Consider the following 16723-nt stretch of genomic DNA (forward strand, 5'->3'; position numbering starts at 1 on the left):
ACCCAAGCCAATCCCCAAGGTGGACGCTTTCTGCCTTAGGGAGCCTTCGGATCGCTTCATAAGCTTTGAAACCCTAACTACCGGGGTGCGGGCCCTTGAGTGCGCCTTGAGCAGCTTGACCTCGTCCTTACTATATTCTTTGCGCTTGGTGCTTTTTGCCACGTCATGTTCTCCGATTTCGCGTTGCACATTTATCTGCAGCGCCTTGTTTTTGAAAAACGACGCAACCGCTTCCCATTACCATATCAATGACCATCGGCAACTATTCAAGCGGGCTTTTATCTTCCAGATAAGAACATGAACTACACGCGAATTTGTTCTCTGTCCTTCTGTATCTTTATCCGCGTGACCAACCCGATTCCCGACGCGCGCCAGGCGGTTCAACATGGAAGCAAGCTATCGAGACAGGGATGCTCGATTCGGTCCTTCAAACAACAACTCGAAAGCGCTCGCTGGATCGGCCAGGACGATCGTTGTGCTCCCGCGCATGATGAACCGGCCTTCACGAGTGTACGGCGTTACCGCGCGAAGAATAAACGTCCTCTCATACCTGCTCGGTTCTGCGGACATCCTGCGACGGATGAGGTTTTCTTCGTCAGCTGACCGAGCACGGCTTGCTCTTCCTCATTTGACCGCCGCAGTGTTCTTGATCGAAGGGGCCACGTAGAGATAGCCAGGAAATTCCATCCTCAGCGAACAAGATGCGAGACCATCGCCTGCCCCGTGTCATGGACCCGATGAACGAGCGAGCGACCTGATCGTGATATTTCGCCAGGCCGGGCACGACGGCATGGCAAAAAACCCGCGGGCCTAGCGCCCTGTGAGCCTGGCACCGGCAGCGATTGCTTGATCATGACATGGCAGAGCGCTTGGCCAGCACAATGCCGCTGGCGCGCCGCGGATCATTCGTGATCTGCGCACATTGATCTCCGCGGTGGAGTGAATGCAGGTCGAACTGGCCAAACCGGCGGAACGGAGTGTGCGTCATGTCGGAGGCGTCGCAACAAATCCAGGCAAGATGTGGAAATTTCTGCCGGAGCGTCAGGCAGGGCTGAGAGCCTGTGTCAATAGCGGCGAGCGTCTGCTCAATCATGGTCAATTCACCTTGGCACACCATCCACAAATCCTCATCGCCAGAATAAACGTTCAGGATCGGCATTCAGAACCGTTGTCGCCAAGCCAAGCCGTTGATGGGTCGAATGCCACTCCCAGACGCCCTTACCGTGATCTTTGCGGAACAGCTGCCATGCCGCCCCAGTCCTGTCGTGGCGCAGCAGCGCGATCTCGACCAGGCCGCCCTCCGCATTGATATTGCCTGAGCAACACGGGCTCTCGACCAGATAGCCGCCAGGAACCGCAGTCACCTCTGGCGAGACATATCGGTAGCGCTCGCGCTTCGTGAGTGCGCGCACGATTCGCCATCGGTCGAGCTCGTTGGGATGTGCAGGCAAGCCGGAATGATGTCTTCTGATGATTGCCGCGTTCATTGCGCAACCTCCTAGACTGCAGAAATTTCTGCCTCGATGCAGCCAACCACCAACTGCTTGCCGAAGTCGACCATATAAATGAATAGGTTCGCGTCCGTATGGCGACCGATCTGGACGATCTCACCAACGTGCCCGACGCTGACTAGACACTCTTCCGGCGACGCGTCCGGAAAGGAACCGTCATTGAGCAGATCTATCGCCGCCTTGACACGTTGGCCTGACTGGTATCTTGGCAGTCTTGGTTCGATCATCGGGATGCCGCTCCTGGCAAGGAAGGCTCCTCGCCTTCGCGGCTTCGCCTGACTAGGTCGAGCTCCTTGCCTTTCATGCCGACGCGATAGCCGGAGCCGAGGAATTCGACCCCATAGATATAAAATTGTTGTAGGAACGTGCCGATCGAGACGACATAGCCAAGCTCACCTTTCTTGACCAGAACCTCACCAATCTCCTTGCCCACATAAGTGCCGTCGTTGCGGATGGTGCGGTTGGCCCGCACCTTGTCGCCATAGTCAAACAAGGGGGCGTCCGTCAGCTCGACGATCTCACTATCGCGGGCGATGTTGCTCATGCTGTCGTCCCCGTTCCACAGTTCGATACAACGTCTCGCACAGCCGCGGCCGCCGCCTGTCAATGCGGAGCATCAACCGCCCGAGTTTCTGAACCGCTAGTGTCGTCATGACATCCATCGTGGCCCTCAAGCAGGCTCCTGGTGACGCGGCAGCGCCGCGTCGAGCACGCATGTATTGTCAACGGGGCAAACCGCCACGCATTGTGGCTCGTCAAAGTAGCCGGCGCACTCGGTGCATTTCTCAGGATCAATCAGGAAAACGCCGGCTCGCTCGGAAATAGCGAGGTTCGGGCATTGCGTTTCGCACGCCGAACAGCCCGTGCATTGCGACGCGATGATCTTGAACGGCATTACTTGAACCCATCCTCAGGCGGCGGAAGTCAGCGCGTTGGAGCGGGCCGCTGCATCGACCCTTTCAACGTGATGGATCTTCCCCTCATTGACTTTATCGAGATAGAGTTTGAACCAGGCGGTGACCGAGCCATCGATGAACTCGCAGGCGTACCGATCGACCGGCTCTATGCCGGCCTTGATCAATTCGGCCTTCGGGCAGCCGCCGATCTTTGACACGAATATGGCGTGGCAATCCTTGATGGCGCCGATGGCCATTTCGAGCTTGCTGTCCTCGCCATGACCACCTTGGCAATAGGAATGGATTGCTCGATGACCAACGTATTTTGCGCCTGAAGTCGAGAGCTCGTAAATCTGGAACTCCTTGGCATGGCCGAAGTGCTGGTTGATCAATCCCGAGCCCTTGGTTGCAACCGCCACCAACACCTTGATTTCGCTGGACGCGCTGGCGAGCCGCGCAAGCGCGTCCTGCTTGGCCGCAAGCTTCGCGGTGCGCGCCTTCTCGACCTTAGCCTGATACTCCTTCCGGGCCTGCTCGTCGTATTTGATGTCCATCACCATGATTTTTTCCATTGTGAACTCCGCGCCACGGTCCTCCCCGAGCAGTCCGACGGCGTCGGCCCGGCACTGGCGACAGTGACGCATCATGTTCATCTCGCTTTCGCAGCTATCCTGCAATGCTGTCACTTCCTGTGCAGTCGGGCCGCGTTGCCCCCTGAGGCCGAAGACGGTCCCATGCTCCGGCGACGATATCAGCGGCATCACGTTATGCAGGAAGGCGCCGCGCGACTTCACGGCCTTGTTAACCTCGACCAGATGCTGATCGTTAATCCCGGGGATCATCACCGAGTTGACCTTGCACAGGACGCCGCGCGCGGTGAGCATCTCCAGCCCTTGGAGCTGTCGATTGCTGAGTATTCTTGCGGCTTCAATGCCGGTGCAGCGCTTATGGCCGTAAAAGATCCACGGATGGATCTTTGCACCAATTTCGGGATCGATCATGTTGATCGTGATCGTCACGTGGTCGACCTTGAGTCTCGCGATTGTGTCGACATGATCGGGTAGCGCAAGGCCGTTCGTCGAGAGGCACAGCTTGAGATCTGGCGCGAGCCTATTGACGAGCTCGAATGTCCTGAATGTCTTGTCCGGGTTCGCGAGCGGATCGCCAGGACCGGCAACACCGACCACGCTCATCTGAGGGATCGCGGAAGCGACCGCCAGCACCTTCTTGGCGGCCTGCATCGGCGTCAACTTTTCGCTGACAATGCCAGGACGGGATTCGTTGGCGCAATCGTACTTACGATTGCAGTAATTGCATTGGATATTGCAGGCGGGTGCGACGGCGACATGCATGCGGGCATAATGGTGGTGCGCCTCCTCGCTGTAACACGGATGGTTCTTCACCTTTTCCCAGATCTCAATTGGCAGATTGGCGATGCCAGCCTGAGATCCGCAGCTTGACTTACCGCTGCCACCGATCGTACCGCAGCCCTTGTGCGTCGCCATGACTTGCATGGTCTCGCTGATCTCGCCGCCGCAGGATACCTGGTGTTGCGCTGAAGTACTCATTGTTCCAATTCTCTTCGCAAGCCGAACCCTTTCGGCAAGCATCCCCAGAGTCTTTCTGGAAAGCCAAGAGCAACTGGCGTGCCATTCCTGCAGGATGAATTTAAAACTTCGCTTTCAAGTACTTAGCTAAGCCCTGGTCGATTGTTAGCTTTATCAATTCATGTTGGAAAGCTGACAAGGGTTGCGATCACAACAGCGCTGACACCATTGTTTTGAGGCCCGGCAGGCAGCTTCAGCTATGGCTTCGGCAAACGGCAGGCGGGTGGCGTCGTTTGAAAGTTGATCTTCCGTCAGAACGTGACGCCTAGGCAAAGCACAATCCGCAAAAGACGTCCGGGGCGCTTTGAAGGACAGGTTGATAAGGCGAGCCTAGAAGCAGAGAAAGCAGTCTTGTGACTGACCTATGCCATGGAAGATCACGCGGACCCCTGCGTGATGCTCCGGAAGGGCATTGTCAACCAGGTGAAGAGAAACGCCCGCTCGCCAGGGTCAGGGATCATCACGAAGGTTGATACTTCTGAGCCTGCGATCTGGGCCGGCGCGCGACTCAACCATTCAAAGCTGAACCTTATGGAGTCCAGCCATTGGCCTGACGCTGTTAAGACGCGCGGAATGCAACGAGCGGCCTGGCGGCCGCCGAAAAGGGGAGGTCGCGAAGGCCTCCCCACCAATGCCATCCCGCTGGCCGGATGCCTCGATGCTGCGCCCCGGCCAAGATACTGCCTTTGGCAGCGCGCGGCAGCACGATCTTGGTTCCGAACAAGGCTGCATGGGCTGTCGCGTTGACCGGTACGCGCTCACCGCGCCCGCCAAGACTTCCCTGGACATCCCAGTTTGACGACGTCCATAGACACGGAGTTTCATTTTTCGGTTGCTTCGCCGCCGCGCTTCTTGGCGTTTATGGTGATTGGTAGGGTGGTGTCGCTCGCCATCGGCGGTAGGTCGAGCACCCAGCCGTTTGCGATTTTAATCCAACCACCCCACAGCGTCTCGTGCTCCCAGCCGACGATCGGCTCCTCAAGATCTTTCTTGGGTACATAAATCGAAAGGCCTGTCTCAGGCGAACGACGAATCATGACCTTCATAGGGGCTCTGCAGGTTGCGAACTCTCGCCCGCACGCTCCTGACACGCACGCAACAGGGCTCTCTGTTCGGAAGTAATGTGCGCCAGGACTTGCAGCACACGATCGATCTCATCCAGCGCCGTCTCTCGCGAGAGCGAGAAGCGAACCGCACCGCGCAAAAACGCCGGCGCTACTCTCATCGCGCGCAGGACATGGGACGGCTCCATCGAGCCGCACGCGCAGGCTGAACCGAGTGAGGTGGCAATTCCGTCACGATTCAGGTGGTGGACGATGGCCTCCGCTTCGAGACGCTCGAAGGCAATGTTAGAGGTATTTGGCAGGCGGTTTTTGATATCACCAAGCACGATGCAACCGCCGAGCGCGAGAATGCCGCGCTCCAGCCGGTCGCGAAAGGCGCAAATCTGGATCTGATCTTGTATGAGGTGTGCCGCCGCGAGTTCCGCCGCCTTGCCGAGGCCAACAATGCCTGGGACGTTTTCGGTGCCAGCGCGGCGACGCCGCTCTTGCACGCCGCCGAAGATCAGCGGCCGGAACTTAATGTCCTTGCGCACATACAGCGCGCCGACGCCCTTCGGACCATGGAGCTTGTGGCCGGAGAGCGACAGCATATCGATGTCCGTCGTCTTCAGGTCAATGGGAATCCGCCCGACGGCCTGGACTGCATCGGTGTGAAAGAGCGCGCCGACTGAGCGCGCCATCTTGGCGAGGGACTTCACCGGAAAAATCGTACCGGTCTCATTATTGGCCCACATGATCGAGGCGACTGACGTACGCTCCGACAAGGCATTGCCATAACTCTCGATGTCCAATCGACCGCTTGCATCGACCGGAATGACATGGATCTTGATTCCTCGTCGGCCTAGCTCCTCGGCAAGAGACAGCACGGCCGAATGCTCAACGGCGGTTGTGACGATCTCGTCGCGTCCTTCCTGCACGGCGAGCGCGGACAGGATTGCAGTGTTGTCAGATTCCGTCGCGCCGGAGGTGAAAACGATCTCGTGATCGAATGCCGCGCCAATAAGAGCCTGCACATTTCGGCGCGCCTGCGTCAATGCGGGTGCAACCTCAATGCCGAATGCATGCCCGGACGACGCATTGCCGAATTGCCCAGAGAAGAATGGAAGCATTGCGGCGACCACCAAGGGATGTGCAGGGGTCGTGGCGTTATTGTCTAGGTAAATCGGCTGCACGGAGAGTTCGCTCTGCATTTAAGCCCTCACTTTGGCAGCTCCGGGCAGCGGGATCAGGCGGACACACTGTCCGAGCCGCTCGCTCAGGCCCGCCTGAATGGCCGCGAGCGTCGTGCCCGGAAGCTTGCATACCATGCAAGCGCCAGCGAGCCCGACCATGATCTTGTTGCCGTCTATTGCGACGAGCTCACAATGTCCCCGACTCTCATCGAGCACGGCGCGGACAATCCGCTCGCGATCGAAAGGCTCGATAGTCGAAGACGGCTTCGTCCGTTCAGCCTTCACGCCCATGTTCGATGCTCATTCCATTGCCAAGCGTACCAAGGCGACTCAGCTGAACGATTTGCCGCATGAACAGCTCGATTTGGCATTTGGGTTATCGAAGCGGAATCCTGATCCTTCGAGCGACACCACGAAATCGATCGTGGTGCCGTTGAGATGCGCCCGGCTCGCGTTGTCGACAAAGACTTTAATCCCGCCTTGCTCGAACACGGTCTCATCGGAGCTTGGCTCATGAGCAAGACCCATTTTATATGTGAATCCCTGGCAGCCGCCGCCTTCGATCATGATCCGTAAACCGCTTGCCGGCTGCGCAGTCGAGGAGATTGCGGCCTTCAGTGCGTTGATAGCGCTATCCGTTAGGTTGATCATCTCTGGCTCGTTCTCAGTTCTCTCGCAAAGCACAAATGGCAAATCCCATGCCAGTCGAGATGCAGGTGAAACCAGCTTCTGTTGCAGAGGCCCACCACTCGATTTGCGACCTGTCGGGTTCGCGACAGGCGGTTTTCCGGCAGCAGGATGTCATGCGTGCGAGGCCTCGTGATGGTGGCAGCAGGTATCCACGCAAATCGCGCCAAGCCGCCGTTTACGCTCTACGTCGCTGCAGACATCGCGGACGGCAAACAACTTGCAGGAAGGTAGGGGCACGTCGCATTGGGCGACCCGTGCACACCACAAATTGATGAGGAGGCTTCCATGACCTCGATCGACAACACCGCTCTTGGCCCGCTGGACAAGGAGGGGCGATTGCTGAATGCGGTGCTTAAGAGTGAAACAACGAAGTCGGGGCGATTTGGATTTCGAGGCGACATCGCGCTGAAGTTCCAAGCCCAGTTCGCCGACGAAAAACGACCACCGGATTATTCCATCGAACAAGTTCTTGCAATCGCACAAGAAGGCGAACCAGCCATCCCAGTCCTTGCCGGATATCTGCATTCTTTCGCTTATCTACCCGAGGCCGCGAAGGTGCTGGATGGCAGGCTGAGCCCCAACGGCAGCTATTTCATCTTCTGCAACAACATTGATCTGCTTGCGAAGTACCGCACTAAAATAGGCGACATCACCTTCCGCATTCTGCCTTGCAATGAATCAACCGTATGGAAGGAGATGATGGACCTCGCCGGCATCGACAAGAACGACCTCAAGAAGCTCGGTACCGCCGCGAGGCTCGATTACTTGCTCGATGCTGCCAAGGAAATCGATGGATCATACACGGAGATCTCATACGAGGACGGCCTAGCCAAAATGGAGCCGGTGAAGAACAGAAGCGAAAATCGCCCAGTCTGAGGCATCGCCTTAGACCCCTTTCTCGCCAGCTCGACAGTCCGCCGCAAAGTGATTCACTGCAAACGCGTCGCCTGCGGCGGGCTCTTTCAAACCTTGACGATGCACTTCCGGCCCAGCTTTTCGGGAAGATGACATGCCCACTCTGCTGGTCGTGTGTTGGCCAAGAGCACTGTCGTCATCACGCTGAGGCCGGCTCACCGCGACGGTCCGACTGAGCGGGTCTATCGTGATTAGGACATTCTCAGTTTGACCGGTTCATGGTCGCGGTCACACTTCAAAGGCCGATCGACGGTTTGTGGATTGGCTTTGGCGTTGCGCTCCAGGCCTTTGCCGGCCTGAGCGGCGCTGAGATGTCGCGCGAGGAGCGATCACTATGCTGATGTTCACGGAGGGGCCGCCGGTGATCCGGACATTCCGGGGCTGCGCGATGTCTGTGCTGCGGAAGCCGGCGGCATCCGCGACTGCAGCGACCATACGTGGATGCAGAACTCGCGCCGACCCGGAAGCGCGGTAGCGTACGTGCGAAATCGCCCGACAGAATCCGCCGCTGGGAGTGTGGAGGACGGAGTGGTCGCCAAAGGGGTGGAGGTGCTGCCAACTGTGTAGGAGTGCCCGAGTACCCGTCGCGGTAATCAGCAGCACCCGCGAGGTCGAGCAGGCGGGTGGATTTCCCGTCAGCCTCGGCTTCGGCCACCCAGGCCTAGACCTATCGTCTCGGCGTGCGCCTGATGACAGGCCCAGCAACAGCCCTGCGATCTGCATGGCGTTCAGCGCCGCGCCTTTGAGCAGTTGATCCGCCGCAACGAATATCGAGATCGGATGCCCTGAGGGATCGCTGAGGTCCTTGTGGATGCGGCCGACCAGAACATCACCCTGGCCAGCGGCGGCGATTGGTATCGGATCTCGTTTTGGTGCGGTCGGACGACCTTCACGCCGGGCGCTTGCGCCATGATCGGGCGCACATGCTGCTGGGTGATCGGCTTCTCGCATTCGAAGTTGATGGGCGCGCAGCACGGGTACGCGGATGCAGGTCACACCAGTCACGATTGTCCCGTCCTCGAAGATCTTGAAAGTTGGCTATTGAGATTGACACGCGTGAATTTCAGGAACCTCTTCCATCGCAGCGGCGCCGGCCCCGCTGGCGGCCCGGTAAGTTGCGCTTATCACGCGCTTGGTGCGGTTCTTCTGGTGGATTGGCCAAAGCAGCACCAGCGCGGTGATCGCGGCGCACTTCGGGTTGGCGATGATGCCCTTGCGGTCGCGGACGCGGGCCGCATTGATCTCGAGGATCACCAGTGGCAGGTTCGGATCCATTCGGAAAGCGGAGGAGTTGTCGATCACGACAGCGCCTGCCCTGACCGCGATCGGCGCGTCCGTTCTGGAGATGCCGTTGCCATCCGAGAACAGGGCGATGTCGTCAGCTCCTCGATCACGACGCCCTTACTCCAGAACGACATCGTCTTGCCGGCCGAGCGGGAGCTGGCCAGCGCTTCAGCCCGCCGGGGCGAAAGCCGCGTTTGTCCGTGGAGGCGTGAATTCGGCGCCCCCCGCGCCTGTGACCGCCGACAATCGCGAGCACGGGTCGTTACTCACATTTTCCTCCATTTCGGTTTGAGCATGATCTGGTTGGAAACCCGGATTCCACTCTTCCGGACCATGCTGTGCAGACAACAAAAAGGTGCAGGACCAGTGGCAGCGTGGCTTCGGTAGAGCTGGTGCGTTCAGTGGACGAGTAGGCGCGCATGCGTCCCCGGGCCCCAAAGGCCGTGGTGGTCTTGGTCGCGTTCGGTCGTCGTGAACATGACCGCTACTTGTGCGGTATGCTTCGCAAGAATTGATGTTGAGGAGTCACGGATCGGTGGCTTGAAGCATTCGAGATCGGACATTCTTAACTCCCCTTCAGCATTTTCTGAACCGGCCACCTCCTTCTTTTAAGAACAACAAGTTCTGTTCATTATGCTAGCCCAATAAAGCATGGGATCCACGTCGGCGGCGGCGCAACCGGTAGAAGACTGCCAGATCGAACCTCGACGCTGCATAAGTGAACGACAACACGCACCTTCCGCGTGCGGAACGCTTTACGATCGGCAGGGATGTTTCGGAACTATCCTCAATACTGGGCCGGCCTTCGGCGGCCTCAACTGCTCTTCTTATATGGTGGTAGACAGGCTACTCACGAGCATTTCTGCCGCACTGATGGGCGGTGACCTGCCCATTATTTGGCACGTAAGCGTTGCATCGATCAGTTCGACCCAGCGCTCCCGTGTTATGCGGGTTGCCTTGGACGTGCGGTTCCGGACAATCTCAAATAGGGTGGCCGCGTACTGGCTGCTCCAACCTGGCTCGGGGGATGGTGGAGCAGAGTTGACCAGCGTACTCAATACAGTGAGAACGACGTGAAACTATGCAGAATGTCGCAACCAAAGTCATCTAGCCCATCAACTCCTTGCGCCGTGGTTACTGGAGTCCGCGAGCACGAGACGGCGCGGTCGTGTCATTTGACCGATCCCTCCCAAGGACAGCCAACAGTCCATGTTCGGGCACGGTCAGCTCAGGAAAGCTGGGTTGGCTCCAACAGCGCAGGTTGGATGTCGCACGTTGGCGAATAGCAAATGAATCTCCGACTGGGCTTCGATATTGAACATCGCACCGTAGATGTCGTCGGCTCGATACCGGATCTCCCGACTTGCCTTCGTTTCTGACAAGGCAGTCCTATTCATAGCGGCGAAAGTCGCTTCAAGCCCGTGGCGCGTGCGTCTGACAGTTTGTTGGACACACCCGCGCGCAGGCGCTGCAGCCGATGCAAGCGCCTTCGTCATTCAACACCATGACCTTTTTTTCGAGCTCATCGTCCTCCTCATCGAGATCGATGATTTGGCCACCCTCGCTTAGCCCCTTCAGCGTCATGACCTCGCGGCCGCAAACCTTATAGCAGCGGCCGCAGCCGATGCACTTCTTGAGATCGATAGAAACCAGGTAATCCGGTTCCCAACTGCGGCCGTCGCGGGTCCTAAATGACATGGCTTGAGATCCGCTATGCTTTGTCTAGCGCTTGGAGATTTTGCCGCTTGCTTTCTAGCTCGCTGAAGGCAGCGTGGGCCTTCTGCGCCACACTCAGGATCGAGCACCAGTTGACCGGCAGCTCCTCGGAGAGGTCGTGGAGGTCCATCTTGGCTTGGGTCGCCTTCGCCGACAGCTTCTTTATTTCCGCTTTCAGCGCCTCAACATCGTTCATGCTTGCCTCAATAATTCGCCACTTCCGGGAACTTACGGATCATCTCAACGCCACTGTTGACGAATTTGTCGCCTTGATCAGCGAGATCAGAGAAATGGTCGAAACCAAAGCGATGCACGTCGCGCAGCTGCTTGCTCACAACAACGAGCCGACCGCCGATCAACACGATCCGACCGAACCCTTCGTTGTGCATCTTCAGCATTGGCGAGATCATCACTCCGGTCGCCTTCTCGATCGAGAGCGCAACCGCGTTAAAGAACAGCTCCAGCCGCCATGTCGTCTTGGGGTCCGGATTGCCGACAATAGGCAGCGCACGGCGCTTGTGCTTGTCGAGGACGTAGGGTTCGAGCAAATCGAGATCCTTCTTGCCCTCCCAGGCACCGTGGGAGTCCTGGGCGCGCCAGATCTTGACGAGCTCTTTCAGAAATGGCCGCTCCGCCGCCGCGGCGGCTGGAGTGACTTCGGACGTATCTCCCATCCTCGTTCCTTCAGGTTTCGAAATCCACTGTACGTTCCGGGTCTTTGGCGAGCAGCTTCCGCAGCCAGGGCGGCGGCGAGCCCTTCAGCACGGTTTCGAGTTTGACGCAAAGTTCGTCGATGGGCTCTGGTTGCAGCACCTTCATCGGATGGATCTTGCTCGCGACGACTCGTGCAGCACCCGAGCCGCCGATCGCCGCAACATAGAGGATTGCGCAGTCCCTGATCGCCTCCATCTTGGGCGCTAGCTTATCCTCATTGCCGTCTTCCGTGAGGTCACCACCGAACTGGATCGCCTCAATAAACCGATGCCCCTCCGGGCCGACCTCGTAGATCGCGATGTTCTTGGCCCAGCCGAAGTGCGCATCGACATGCTTCAAGTCCTGAGTGGCAAATGCAACTTTCATCCGCGTTGTTTTCTCTCCCTGCTCAATGCAACCCAGGCGAATCGACCTGCAGGCCAGAGTTGGTGAATCGCCAGCTGTCAGGCGTCGGCCGATGGTTAATCTCTCGGTCGTTTATGATGAGATTGGCGATATCAAAGATCAGGTCGCGCGTGCCGCGATAACCAACGATTGTGAGGTGCGCAGCCCCAAGGCGATCGAACATGGGAAAGCCTACCCGGAAGAATGGAACATTGAGTCGCGAAGCCGCCTGGCGACCATGTGAATGGGACATCAAGAGGTCGCAGTCACGCGACCTGGCAAGCTCTTCAAGATCCTCCAGATCGCCGATTAGGACGTCCTCGGTCCTGACCCGCTGCAGCACCGGTGAGTTCGTCGTCGTCACCGCAGCAGTGACCTGCGCCCCCATCTCGTCGAGTGAGCTGGAGAGATCAAATAACAAGTCCGGCTCGGCGCCGATCGCGAGCTTGCGGCCGCCGATATGGAAATGAGCATCCAGCATGGCGTCTGCCAGCTGTCCACGCTGCCGGCGATACTTCGAGGGTACTGACCGGCCGGTGATCTGGCTCAAGAACGCCATAAATTCGTCGCTTGGGATAAGGCCACAGAGCCGCTCGAATAGACGGAACGGCACGCCTGTCCGCACCTGCATGGTCTCGGCCGCACCGCGCATTTGCGCGCCGATCGCGATCGTCCAGGCCACCTGCCCCATGGTCGCAATTTCGTCCACTCCAATCCCCCCGATCGTAGTCGGCGTGAATTCGTCGGGGATGTGGCCGTCCAGCGAACCTGCAAGGTCCGGCAGGAAGGAGGGCTTGAGACCGAAATCCTCAAAGATCGTGCGAAGCTCGTCGAGGTCGCCGGGCGTGAGGTGGCAACCAGGTAGCACGTTAACGCGGGACGCATCGCGCGGTCTGGCTGCGTCGAACGGTGCCACAAGCACCTCGATCATCCGCGCCACCGTCTTCCCCCAGCCATCCTGAAAGGCATCCTTGAAATCCGGAGTCGAGACGTAGACAAGGGGGAGCTTTTCGAGCTGCGGGTGCTTCTGTCGGATCAACCGGATGAAGGCTTCGACGTCATCGCCGTTGGTTTCGGTGACCCCAGTTGAATTGATGCCAATGATTTCGGGCTCGGCGCGATTGTAGATGTTGAGGATCGCCTGTTCGAGATTCTCGTGGCCGCCGAGCACGGTTGCGACCTCGCTCACGGCAGTCGTCTGCATCGGCACGGCTTCATTGAAATGGCGCACGAACAGCGTCAGCCCAAAGGAGGCGCAACCTTGAGGGCCGTGCAAAAGCGGCATCGCGCCGCGCAACCCCATGAAGGCAAATGAGCCGCCGATCGGCTGGCTCATCTTGAGCGGATTGACCGAACAGGCTTTCTTCGAGGTAGTGACGATCGCCATGTCCCCTACTCCGCCGCCTGCAGTGCAGCCGGCTGGAGATCGGAAGGAATGTCCTTACAAGCAATGCAACGCCCGATGGAACTGGTGCAGGGCTTGTTGGGCTCGCCGAGCTTCGGGCCATGCGGCGCAATCGCGCTCTCACTCTCGCTGGCCTCAGCTTGATTGGAGAAAGTTATCGTCCTGACGCCGTTCCTGCTCGGGTCCCGAACTGGATCCGCGGCTTGCGCATACATCTGCGCAGCCGTCTTTGCCTGAAGCTTCCGGTCGAAATCATCCCATGGCGCGGCTTGGCGGAGCTGATCCCATATCGGATTGTAGAGGGCCTTCTCGATCTCCTCCATGAGCTTGAGAATCCCGACATAGCCCATATAGGCGTGGCAGCGCTCCTGGTTGATATCGAGCCAAGGCATCGCCGCCTTCAGTGCGACGAATTGCGACTTGCCGCCCGAGAGCATGATATCGGCTTTTGCGTCCTTGAGCATCTTGTAGATCTCGCGAGGCGACATGTCCTCGATCATATGGGCGTCCTGGCCCATTAATTCCTTGATACGTTCCTTGTCCTTAATGGTCGATTTCTTCACGGACGTGCCGACGATCTCGAGCCCGGCCTCCTGCAAAGCGGCCACCATCGACCAGGATTTCACACCGCCGGTGATGAGAACAACCCTCTTGCCGGCAAAGCGCGGCTTGAAACGTTCAATCGCAGCCCAGGCCTTGGTCTCTTCGCGTGCGATCAGGGCTTGCGTGCGTTCCATCAGCTCAGCCGGCGCACCACTCTCGATCAGCATGCGCGCGATCTGGCGGAGTGAATCGCTGGTATCCTCAATACCGTAGAAGGAGCCTTCAAAAAACGGGATGCCGTAGCGCTGCCTCATCTTGCGTGCGACGTTGATCATTGCCCTTGAGCAAACCATCATCGCGGCTTTGGCTCGGTGCGAATAAGCGACCTCGCGATACTTGCCGTCCCCCGAGATGCACGACAGGATCCGGATTCCGAGCTCATCGAGCAGGGGCTTGATCTGCCAAAGCTCGCCGGACAGATTGTATTCACCGATGATGTTGATATCATACGATGTCGTGTAATCCGGCTCTCCGGTACCGATGACGTGCTCCAGCAGTGCTTCGCCAGCAAGCTTGTTACCAAGGTTCTTCGACCCGACAAATCCCGGTGAATTGATGGGAATGACCGGCTTGCCGAATTTGGCGGAGGCCGCCTTGCAGACCATATCGATGTCGTCACCGATCATTGCGGGCACGCATGTCTGGTAGACGAAGATGGCCTGCGGGTCGTATTTCTCTGTGATCTCCTTGACTGCCCTGTACAGCCGCTTCTCGCCGCCAAAGACGATATCGGTCTCGCTCATGTCTGTGGTGAAGCTTCTGCGCCACAGATCGGAGCCGGACGAGACCGAACCACGATTGTCCCAGGAATTGCCCTCACAGGCGATTGGACCATGCACAAGATGGGCGACATCGGTGAAGGGCTGCAGCGCGACTTTGGCGCCATCGAAGGCACATCCGCCGGCGGCGCCGCCCGGCTTGAGCTGCTTGGTGCAACCATTCTTACGCTCGACCTTCGACTTGCTCGCGTTCCTGGCGCAGCCCGGTTCGTTAAAGACGTCCTGTATGGTCGTGGGAAGCGAAGTCATGGTGTCTCTCTCGGGGATGTCAACACACCGCAGACCACAAGGATGGCCGGCGGAGAACCTGTGATCCCCGCCGCAGCGCCGCTGTTTCTGCGGACGATGAGGCGGGGAGCTCGCCTTAGCGTATGATGTCGAAGCTGTAGTCTGTCTTGCCAACCGAGCTGGTCTTTCGATCGATCTCATCGAAGATCTTGTCGAGAATCTTGACCAGCACATTCATGCTCCCCTGATAGCCCCACACTGGATAACGATGGTGATGATGGCGATCGAAGATGGGAAAGCCGATGCGGATTAGCGGCGTTCCGGTGTCACGCTCGAGATACTTGCCGTAGGTGTTACCGATCAGGAAATCGACCGGCTCTGTGAACAGGAGCGATCGCATGTGCCAGAGATCCTTGCCTGGGAAGGCGCGGCAGTTTTTACCGAAGGGCGAGCTCGCGAACAGCGCCTGCATCTTCAGCTCCCACGCCTTACTCGCGTTCGTCGACAGCACGTGGATCGGCTCAGCGCCGAGCTCCAGCAGGAATGCGGCCAGGCCATAGCAGAGGTCTGGATCGCCATAGATCGCGAACTTCTTGCCGTGAACATGCGCGCTGGAGTCAGCCATTGCGTCTACCAGACGCCCACGCTCCTGCTCCAGTGCATTTGGAATTGCCTTGTTGGTGACACGCGACAGCGTCATCAGGAAATCGTCCGTGGCGCTGACGCCCAGCGGGTGATTGAAAGCGACGACCTCCTGATCGTGCGCCTTGATGAAGGACAACGTCTTCTCCGTGCAATATTGCTGCATGGAAATGGTTGCCTTGGCGTGGACTGCGTTCGCGGCATCCTTTAATGTAGTGCCCCCATCATACATGCGGAACTCGCCGTCCGTGGGGGTATCGAACACGTCACTGTTATCCGCGAGGATGGTGTAGCCGATGCCCATCAGCTCGAAGATACGCTTTATCTCACGGACATTTCCGACAGTGTAGCCGTCGAAGCCACCGATGAAGTTGATCGTGTTGTTCGCTTTGCGCTCGAGTTTTGGGGCCGTGCCGGCTTTGCCATCCCAGAAATGCTCGAGGATGCCCTTGAGCGTGTTGTCGTAGCCAGTAACGTGGCTGCCGACGAACGCAGGAGTGTGAGCGAATGGTACGTCGTAGTCCGCTGGGACTGAACCTTTTTCCTTTGATGTTTTGATGAAGGCATTGAGGTCGTCGCCGATGACTTCCGCCATGCAGGTCGTGGCGACCGCGATCATCTTCGGCTTGTACATGTTATAGCTGTTGGCAAGCCCGTCGGTAAGATTGTTAAGCCCGCCGAACACGGCCGCGTCTTCCGTCATGGACGAGGAGACGCACGAGGTCGGCTCCTTGAAGTGCCGTGACAGATGGCTGCGATAATACGCGACGCAGCCCTGTGAGCCGTGGACGAACGGCAGTGTGCGCTCAAACCCAAGGGCGGCGAACACCGCACCCAGCGGCTGGCAAGCCTTCGCCGGATTAACGGTTAGCGCCTCGCGGGCGAAGTTCTTCTCGCGGTACTCGGATGTCTTGGACCATTCTTTGATGCGATCGACGTCGGCGGGATCATGCGGATTCTCAAATAGCGCCTTCTTCTTGGCCAGCATCTGCTGGTATTCGTCTCCCCGGAAAAGCTCAGAGTGGTCGAGTATGTGTTCGGCGTTCTGTGTCATCATGGCACTCTTTGGGTTCTTGCGTTCGTTCTCCTGCCCTTCCCCTCCTCTGCGGAAAG

Annotated in this window: 18 protein-coding genes and 1 pseudogene; 1 reads left to right on the forward strand and 18 read right to left on the reverse strand. The window is 58.3% G+C overall.

Features of this window, described 5'->3' with window-relative positions:
* Positions 1–850 precede the first annotated feature (850 nt).
* The 10 genes from AC0L3P_RS21635 to AC0L3P_RS21680 form a co-directional block, all read right to left on the reverse strand.
* Positions 851–1159: a hypothetical protein gene (locus AC0L3P_RS21635; protein ID WP_473304860.1), complete on the reverse strand. Its 309-nt coding sequence runs from the start codon at positions 1157–1159 to the stop codon at positions 851–853.
* On the reverse strand, positions 1128–1487 hold the full coding sequence (locus AC0L3P_RS21640; protein ID WP_456766230.1) for a DUF3024 domain-containing protein: 360 nt from the start codon (positions 1485–1487) through the stop codon (positions 1128–1130). Before AC0L3P_RS21640 ends, AC0L3P_RS21635 begins: the two co-directional genes overlap by 32 nt.
* An 11-nt stretch (positions 1488–1498) precedes the next feature.
* A complete protein-coding gene (locus tag AC0L3P_RS21645; protein ID WP_456766231.1) occupies positions 1499–1738 on the reverse strand; it encodes a nitrogen fixation protein NifZ in 240 nt (79 codons plus the stop codon).
* A complete protein-coding gene (locus AC0L3P_RS21650; protein ID WP_007600033.1) occupies positions 1735–2055 on the reverse strand; it encodes a nitrogen fixation protein NifZ in 321 nt (106 codons plus the stop codon). The genes AC0L3P_RS21645 and AC0L3P_RS21650 overlap by 4 nt, the downstream gene beginning before the upstream one ends.
* Before the next feature lie 126 nt (positions 2056–2181).
* The gene (locus AC0L3P_RS21655; protein WP_007600032.1) at positions 2182–2406 is read right to left on the reverse strand and encodes a 4Fe-4S binding protein; all 225 of its coding nucleotides are present in this window, start codon (positions 2404–2406) and stop codon (positions 2182–2184) included.
* A 15-nt stretch (positions 2407–2421) separates the two neighbouring features.
* On the reverse strand, positions 2422–3975 hold the full coding sequence (gene nifB / locus AC0L3P_RS21660) for a nitrogenase cofactor biosynthesis protein NifB (RefSeq protein WP_473304863.1): 1554 nt from the start codon (positions 3973–3975) through the stop codon (positions 2422–2424).
* A gap of 860 nt (positions 3976–4835) precedes the next feature.
* On the reverse strand, positions 4836–5060 hold the full coding sequence (gene nifT, locus AC0L3P_RS21665) for a putative nitrogen fixation protein NifT (RefSeq protein WP_473304865.1): 225 nt from the start codon (positions 5058–5060) through the stop codon (positions 4836–4838).
* Positions 5057–6268 carry a cysteine desulfurase NifS gene (gene nifS, locus AC0L3P_RS21670; protein ID WP_473304870.1) on the reverse strand — a complete coding sequence of 404 codons (1212 nt, stop codon included), beginning with the start codon at positions 6266–6268 and terminating at the stop codon, positions 5057–5059. Before nifS ends, nifT begins: the two co-directional genes overlap by 4 nt.
* Complete coding sequence (locus AC0L3P_RS21675; protein WP_473304874.1) at positions 6269–6541, reverse strand: NifU family protein; 273 nt, start codon at positions 6539–6541, stop codon at positions 6269–6271.
* A gap of 39 nt (positions 6542–6580) precedes the next feature.
* The gene (locus AC0L3P_RS21680) at positions 6581–6901 is read right to left on the reverse strand and encodes an iron-sulfur cluster assembly accessory protein (protein ID WP_473265628.1); all 321 of its coding nucleotides are present in this window, start codon (positions 6899–6901) and stop codon (positions 6581–6583) included.
* A gap of 324 nt (positions 6902–7225) precedes the next feature.
* On the opposite strand from AC0L3P_RS21680, the gene AC0L3P_RS21685 reads away from it, so the two are divergent.
* Positions 7226–7816: a hypothetical protein gene (locus AC0L3P_RS21685; protein ID WP_473255564.1), complete on the forward strand. Its 591-nt coding sequence runs from the start codon at positions 7226–7228 to the stop codon at positions 7814–7816.
* A 741-nt stretch (positions 7817–8557) separates the two neighbouring features.
* Here the strand turns inward: AC0L3P_RS21685 and AC0L3P_RS21690 are convergent.
* The 8 genes and pseudogenes from AC0L3P_RS21690 to nifK all read right to left on the reverse strand — a co-directional run.
* A pseudogene (locus AC0L3P_RS21690) lies at positions 8558–9421 on the reverse strand (aspartate-semialdehyde dehydrogenase); the annotation flags it as partial.
* Between the two features lie 1131 nt (positions 9422–10552).
* On the reverse strand, positions 10553–10837 hold the full coding sequence (gene fdxB, locus AC0L3P_RS21695; protein WP_473255563.1) for a ferredoxin III, nif-specific: 285 nt from the start codon (positions 10835–10837) through the stop codon (positions 10553–10555).
* 13 nt (positions 10838–10850) lie between these two features.
* Positions 10851–11051, reverse strand: a complete 201-nt coding sequence (locus AC0L3P_RS21700) for a CCE_0567 family metalloprotein (protein WP_369726381.1) — start codon at positions 11049–11051, stop codon at positions 10851–10853.
* Between the two features lie 7 nt (positions 11052–11058).
* The gene (locus tag AC0L3P_RS21705) at positions 11059–11529 is read right to left on the reverse strand and encodes a NifX-associated nitrogen fixation protein (protein WP_473255562.1); all 471 of its coding nucleotides are present in this window, start codon (positions 11527–11529) and stop codon (positions 11059–11061) included.
* A gap of 10 nt (positions 11530–11539) precedes the next feature.
* Positions 11540–11935, reverse strand: coding sequence for a nitrogen fixation protein NifX (gene nifX / locus AC0L3P_RS21710; RefSeq protein ID WP_473304876.1), 396 nt, complete (start codon positions 11933–11935; stop codon positions 11540–11542).
* A gap of 22 nt (positions 11936–11957) precedes the next feature.
* The gene (gene nifN / locus AC0L3P_RS21715; protein ID WP_473304878.1) at positions 11958–13340 is read right to left on the reverse strand and encodes a nitrogenase iron-molybdenum cofactor biosynthesis protein NifN; all 1383 of its coding nucleotides are present in this window, start codon (positions 13338–13340) and stop codon (positions 11958–11960) included.
* A 5-nt stretch (positions 13341–13345) separates the two neighbouring features.
* A complete protein-coding gene (gene nifE, locus AC0L3P_RS21720; RefSeq protein WP_473304880.1) occupies positions 13346–14989 on the reverse strand; it encodes a nitrogenase iron-molybdenum cofactor biosynthesis protein NifE in 1644 nt (547 codons plus the stop codon).
* 115 nt (positions 14990–15104) lie between these two features.
* Entirely contained in the window at positions 15105–16664 is a 1560-nt protein-coding gene (gene nifK / locus AC0L3P_RS21725; protein ID WP_473255578.1) for a nitrogenase molybdenum-iron protein subunit beta, read from the reverse strand.
* Positions 16665–16723 lie beyond the last annotated feature (59 nt).

The sequence above is a fragment of the Bradyrhizobium sp. WSM4874 genome (assembly GCF_055811835.1).

Coding starts and splice junctions, on each gene's coding strand:
- AC0L3P_RS21635 (WP_473304860.1), bottom strand. CDS start 1,159: ATGCCGATCCTGAACGTTTATTCTGGCGATGAGGATTTGTGGATGGTG.
- AC0L3P_RS21640 (WP_456766230.1), bottom strand. CDS start 1,487: ATGAACGCGGCAATCATCAGAAGACATCATTCCGGCTTGCCTGCACAT.
- AC0L3P_RS21645 (WP_456766231.1), bottom strand. CDS start 1,738: ATGATCGAACCAAGACTGCCAAGATACCAGTCAGGCCAACGTGTCAAG.
- AC0L3P_RS21650 (WP_007600033.1), bottom strand. CDS start 2,055: ATGAGCAACATCGCCCGCGATAGTGAGATCGTCGAGCTGACGGACGCC.
- AC0L3P_RS21655 (WP_007600032.1), bottom strand. CDS start 2,406: ATGCCGTTCAAGATCATCGCGTCGCAATGCACGGGCTGTTCGGCGTGC.
- nifB (WP_473304863.1), bottom strand. CDS start 3,975: ATGAGTACTTCAGCGCAACACCAGGTATCCTGCGGCGGCGAGATCAGC.
- nifT (WP_473304865.1), bottom strand. CDS start 5,060: ATGAAGGTCATGATTCGTCGTTCGCCTGAGACAGGCCTTTCGATTTAT.
- nifS (WP_473304870.1), bottom strand. CDS start 6,268: ATGCAGAGCGAACTCTCCGTGCAGCCGATTTACCTAGACAATAACGCC.
- AC0L3P_RS21675 (WP_473304874.1), bottom strand. CDS start 6,541: ATGGGCGTGAAGGCTGAACGGACGAAGCCGTCTTCGACTATCGAGCCT.
- AC0L3P_RS21680 (WP_473265628.1), bottom strand. CDS start 6,901: ATGATCAACCTAACGGATAGCGCTATCAACGCACTGAAGGCCGCAATC.
- AC0L3P_RS21685 (WP_473255564.1), top strand. CDS start 7,226: ATGACCTCGATCGACAACACCGCTCTTGGCCCGCTGGACAAGGAGGGG.
- fdxB (WP_473255563.1), bottom strand. CDS start 10,837: ATGTCATTTAGGACCCGCGACGGCCGCAGTTGGGAACCGGATTACCTG.
- AC0L3P_RS21700 (WP_369726381.1), bottom strand. CDS start 11,051: ATGAACGATGTTGAGGCGCTGAAAGCGGAAATAAAGAAGCTGTCGGCG.
- AC0L3P_RS21705 (WP_473255562.1), bottom strand. CDS start 11,529: ATGGGAGATACGTCCGAAGTCACTCCAGCCGCCGCGGCGGCGGAGCGG.
- nifX (WP_473304876.1), bottom strand. CDS start 11,935: ATGAAAGTTGCATTTGCCACTCAGGACTTGAAGCATGTCGATGCGCAC.
- nifN (WP_473304878.1), bottom strand. CDS start 13,340: ATGGCGATCGTCACTACCTCGAAGAAAGCCTGTTCGGTCAATCCGCTC.
- nifE (WP_473304880.1), bottom strand. CDS start 14,989: ATGACTTCGCTTCCCACGACCATACAGGACGTCTTTAACGAACCGGGC.
- nifK (WP_473255578.1), bottom strand. CDS start 16,664: ATGACACAGAACGCCGAACACATACTCGACCACTCTGAGCTTTTCCGG.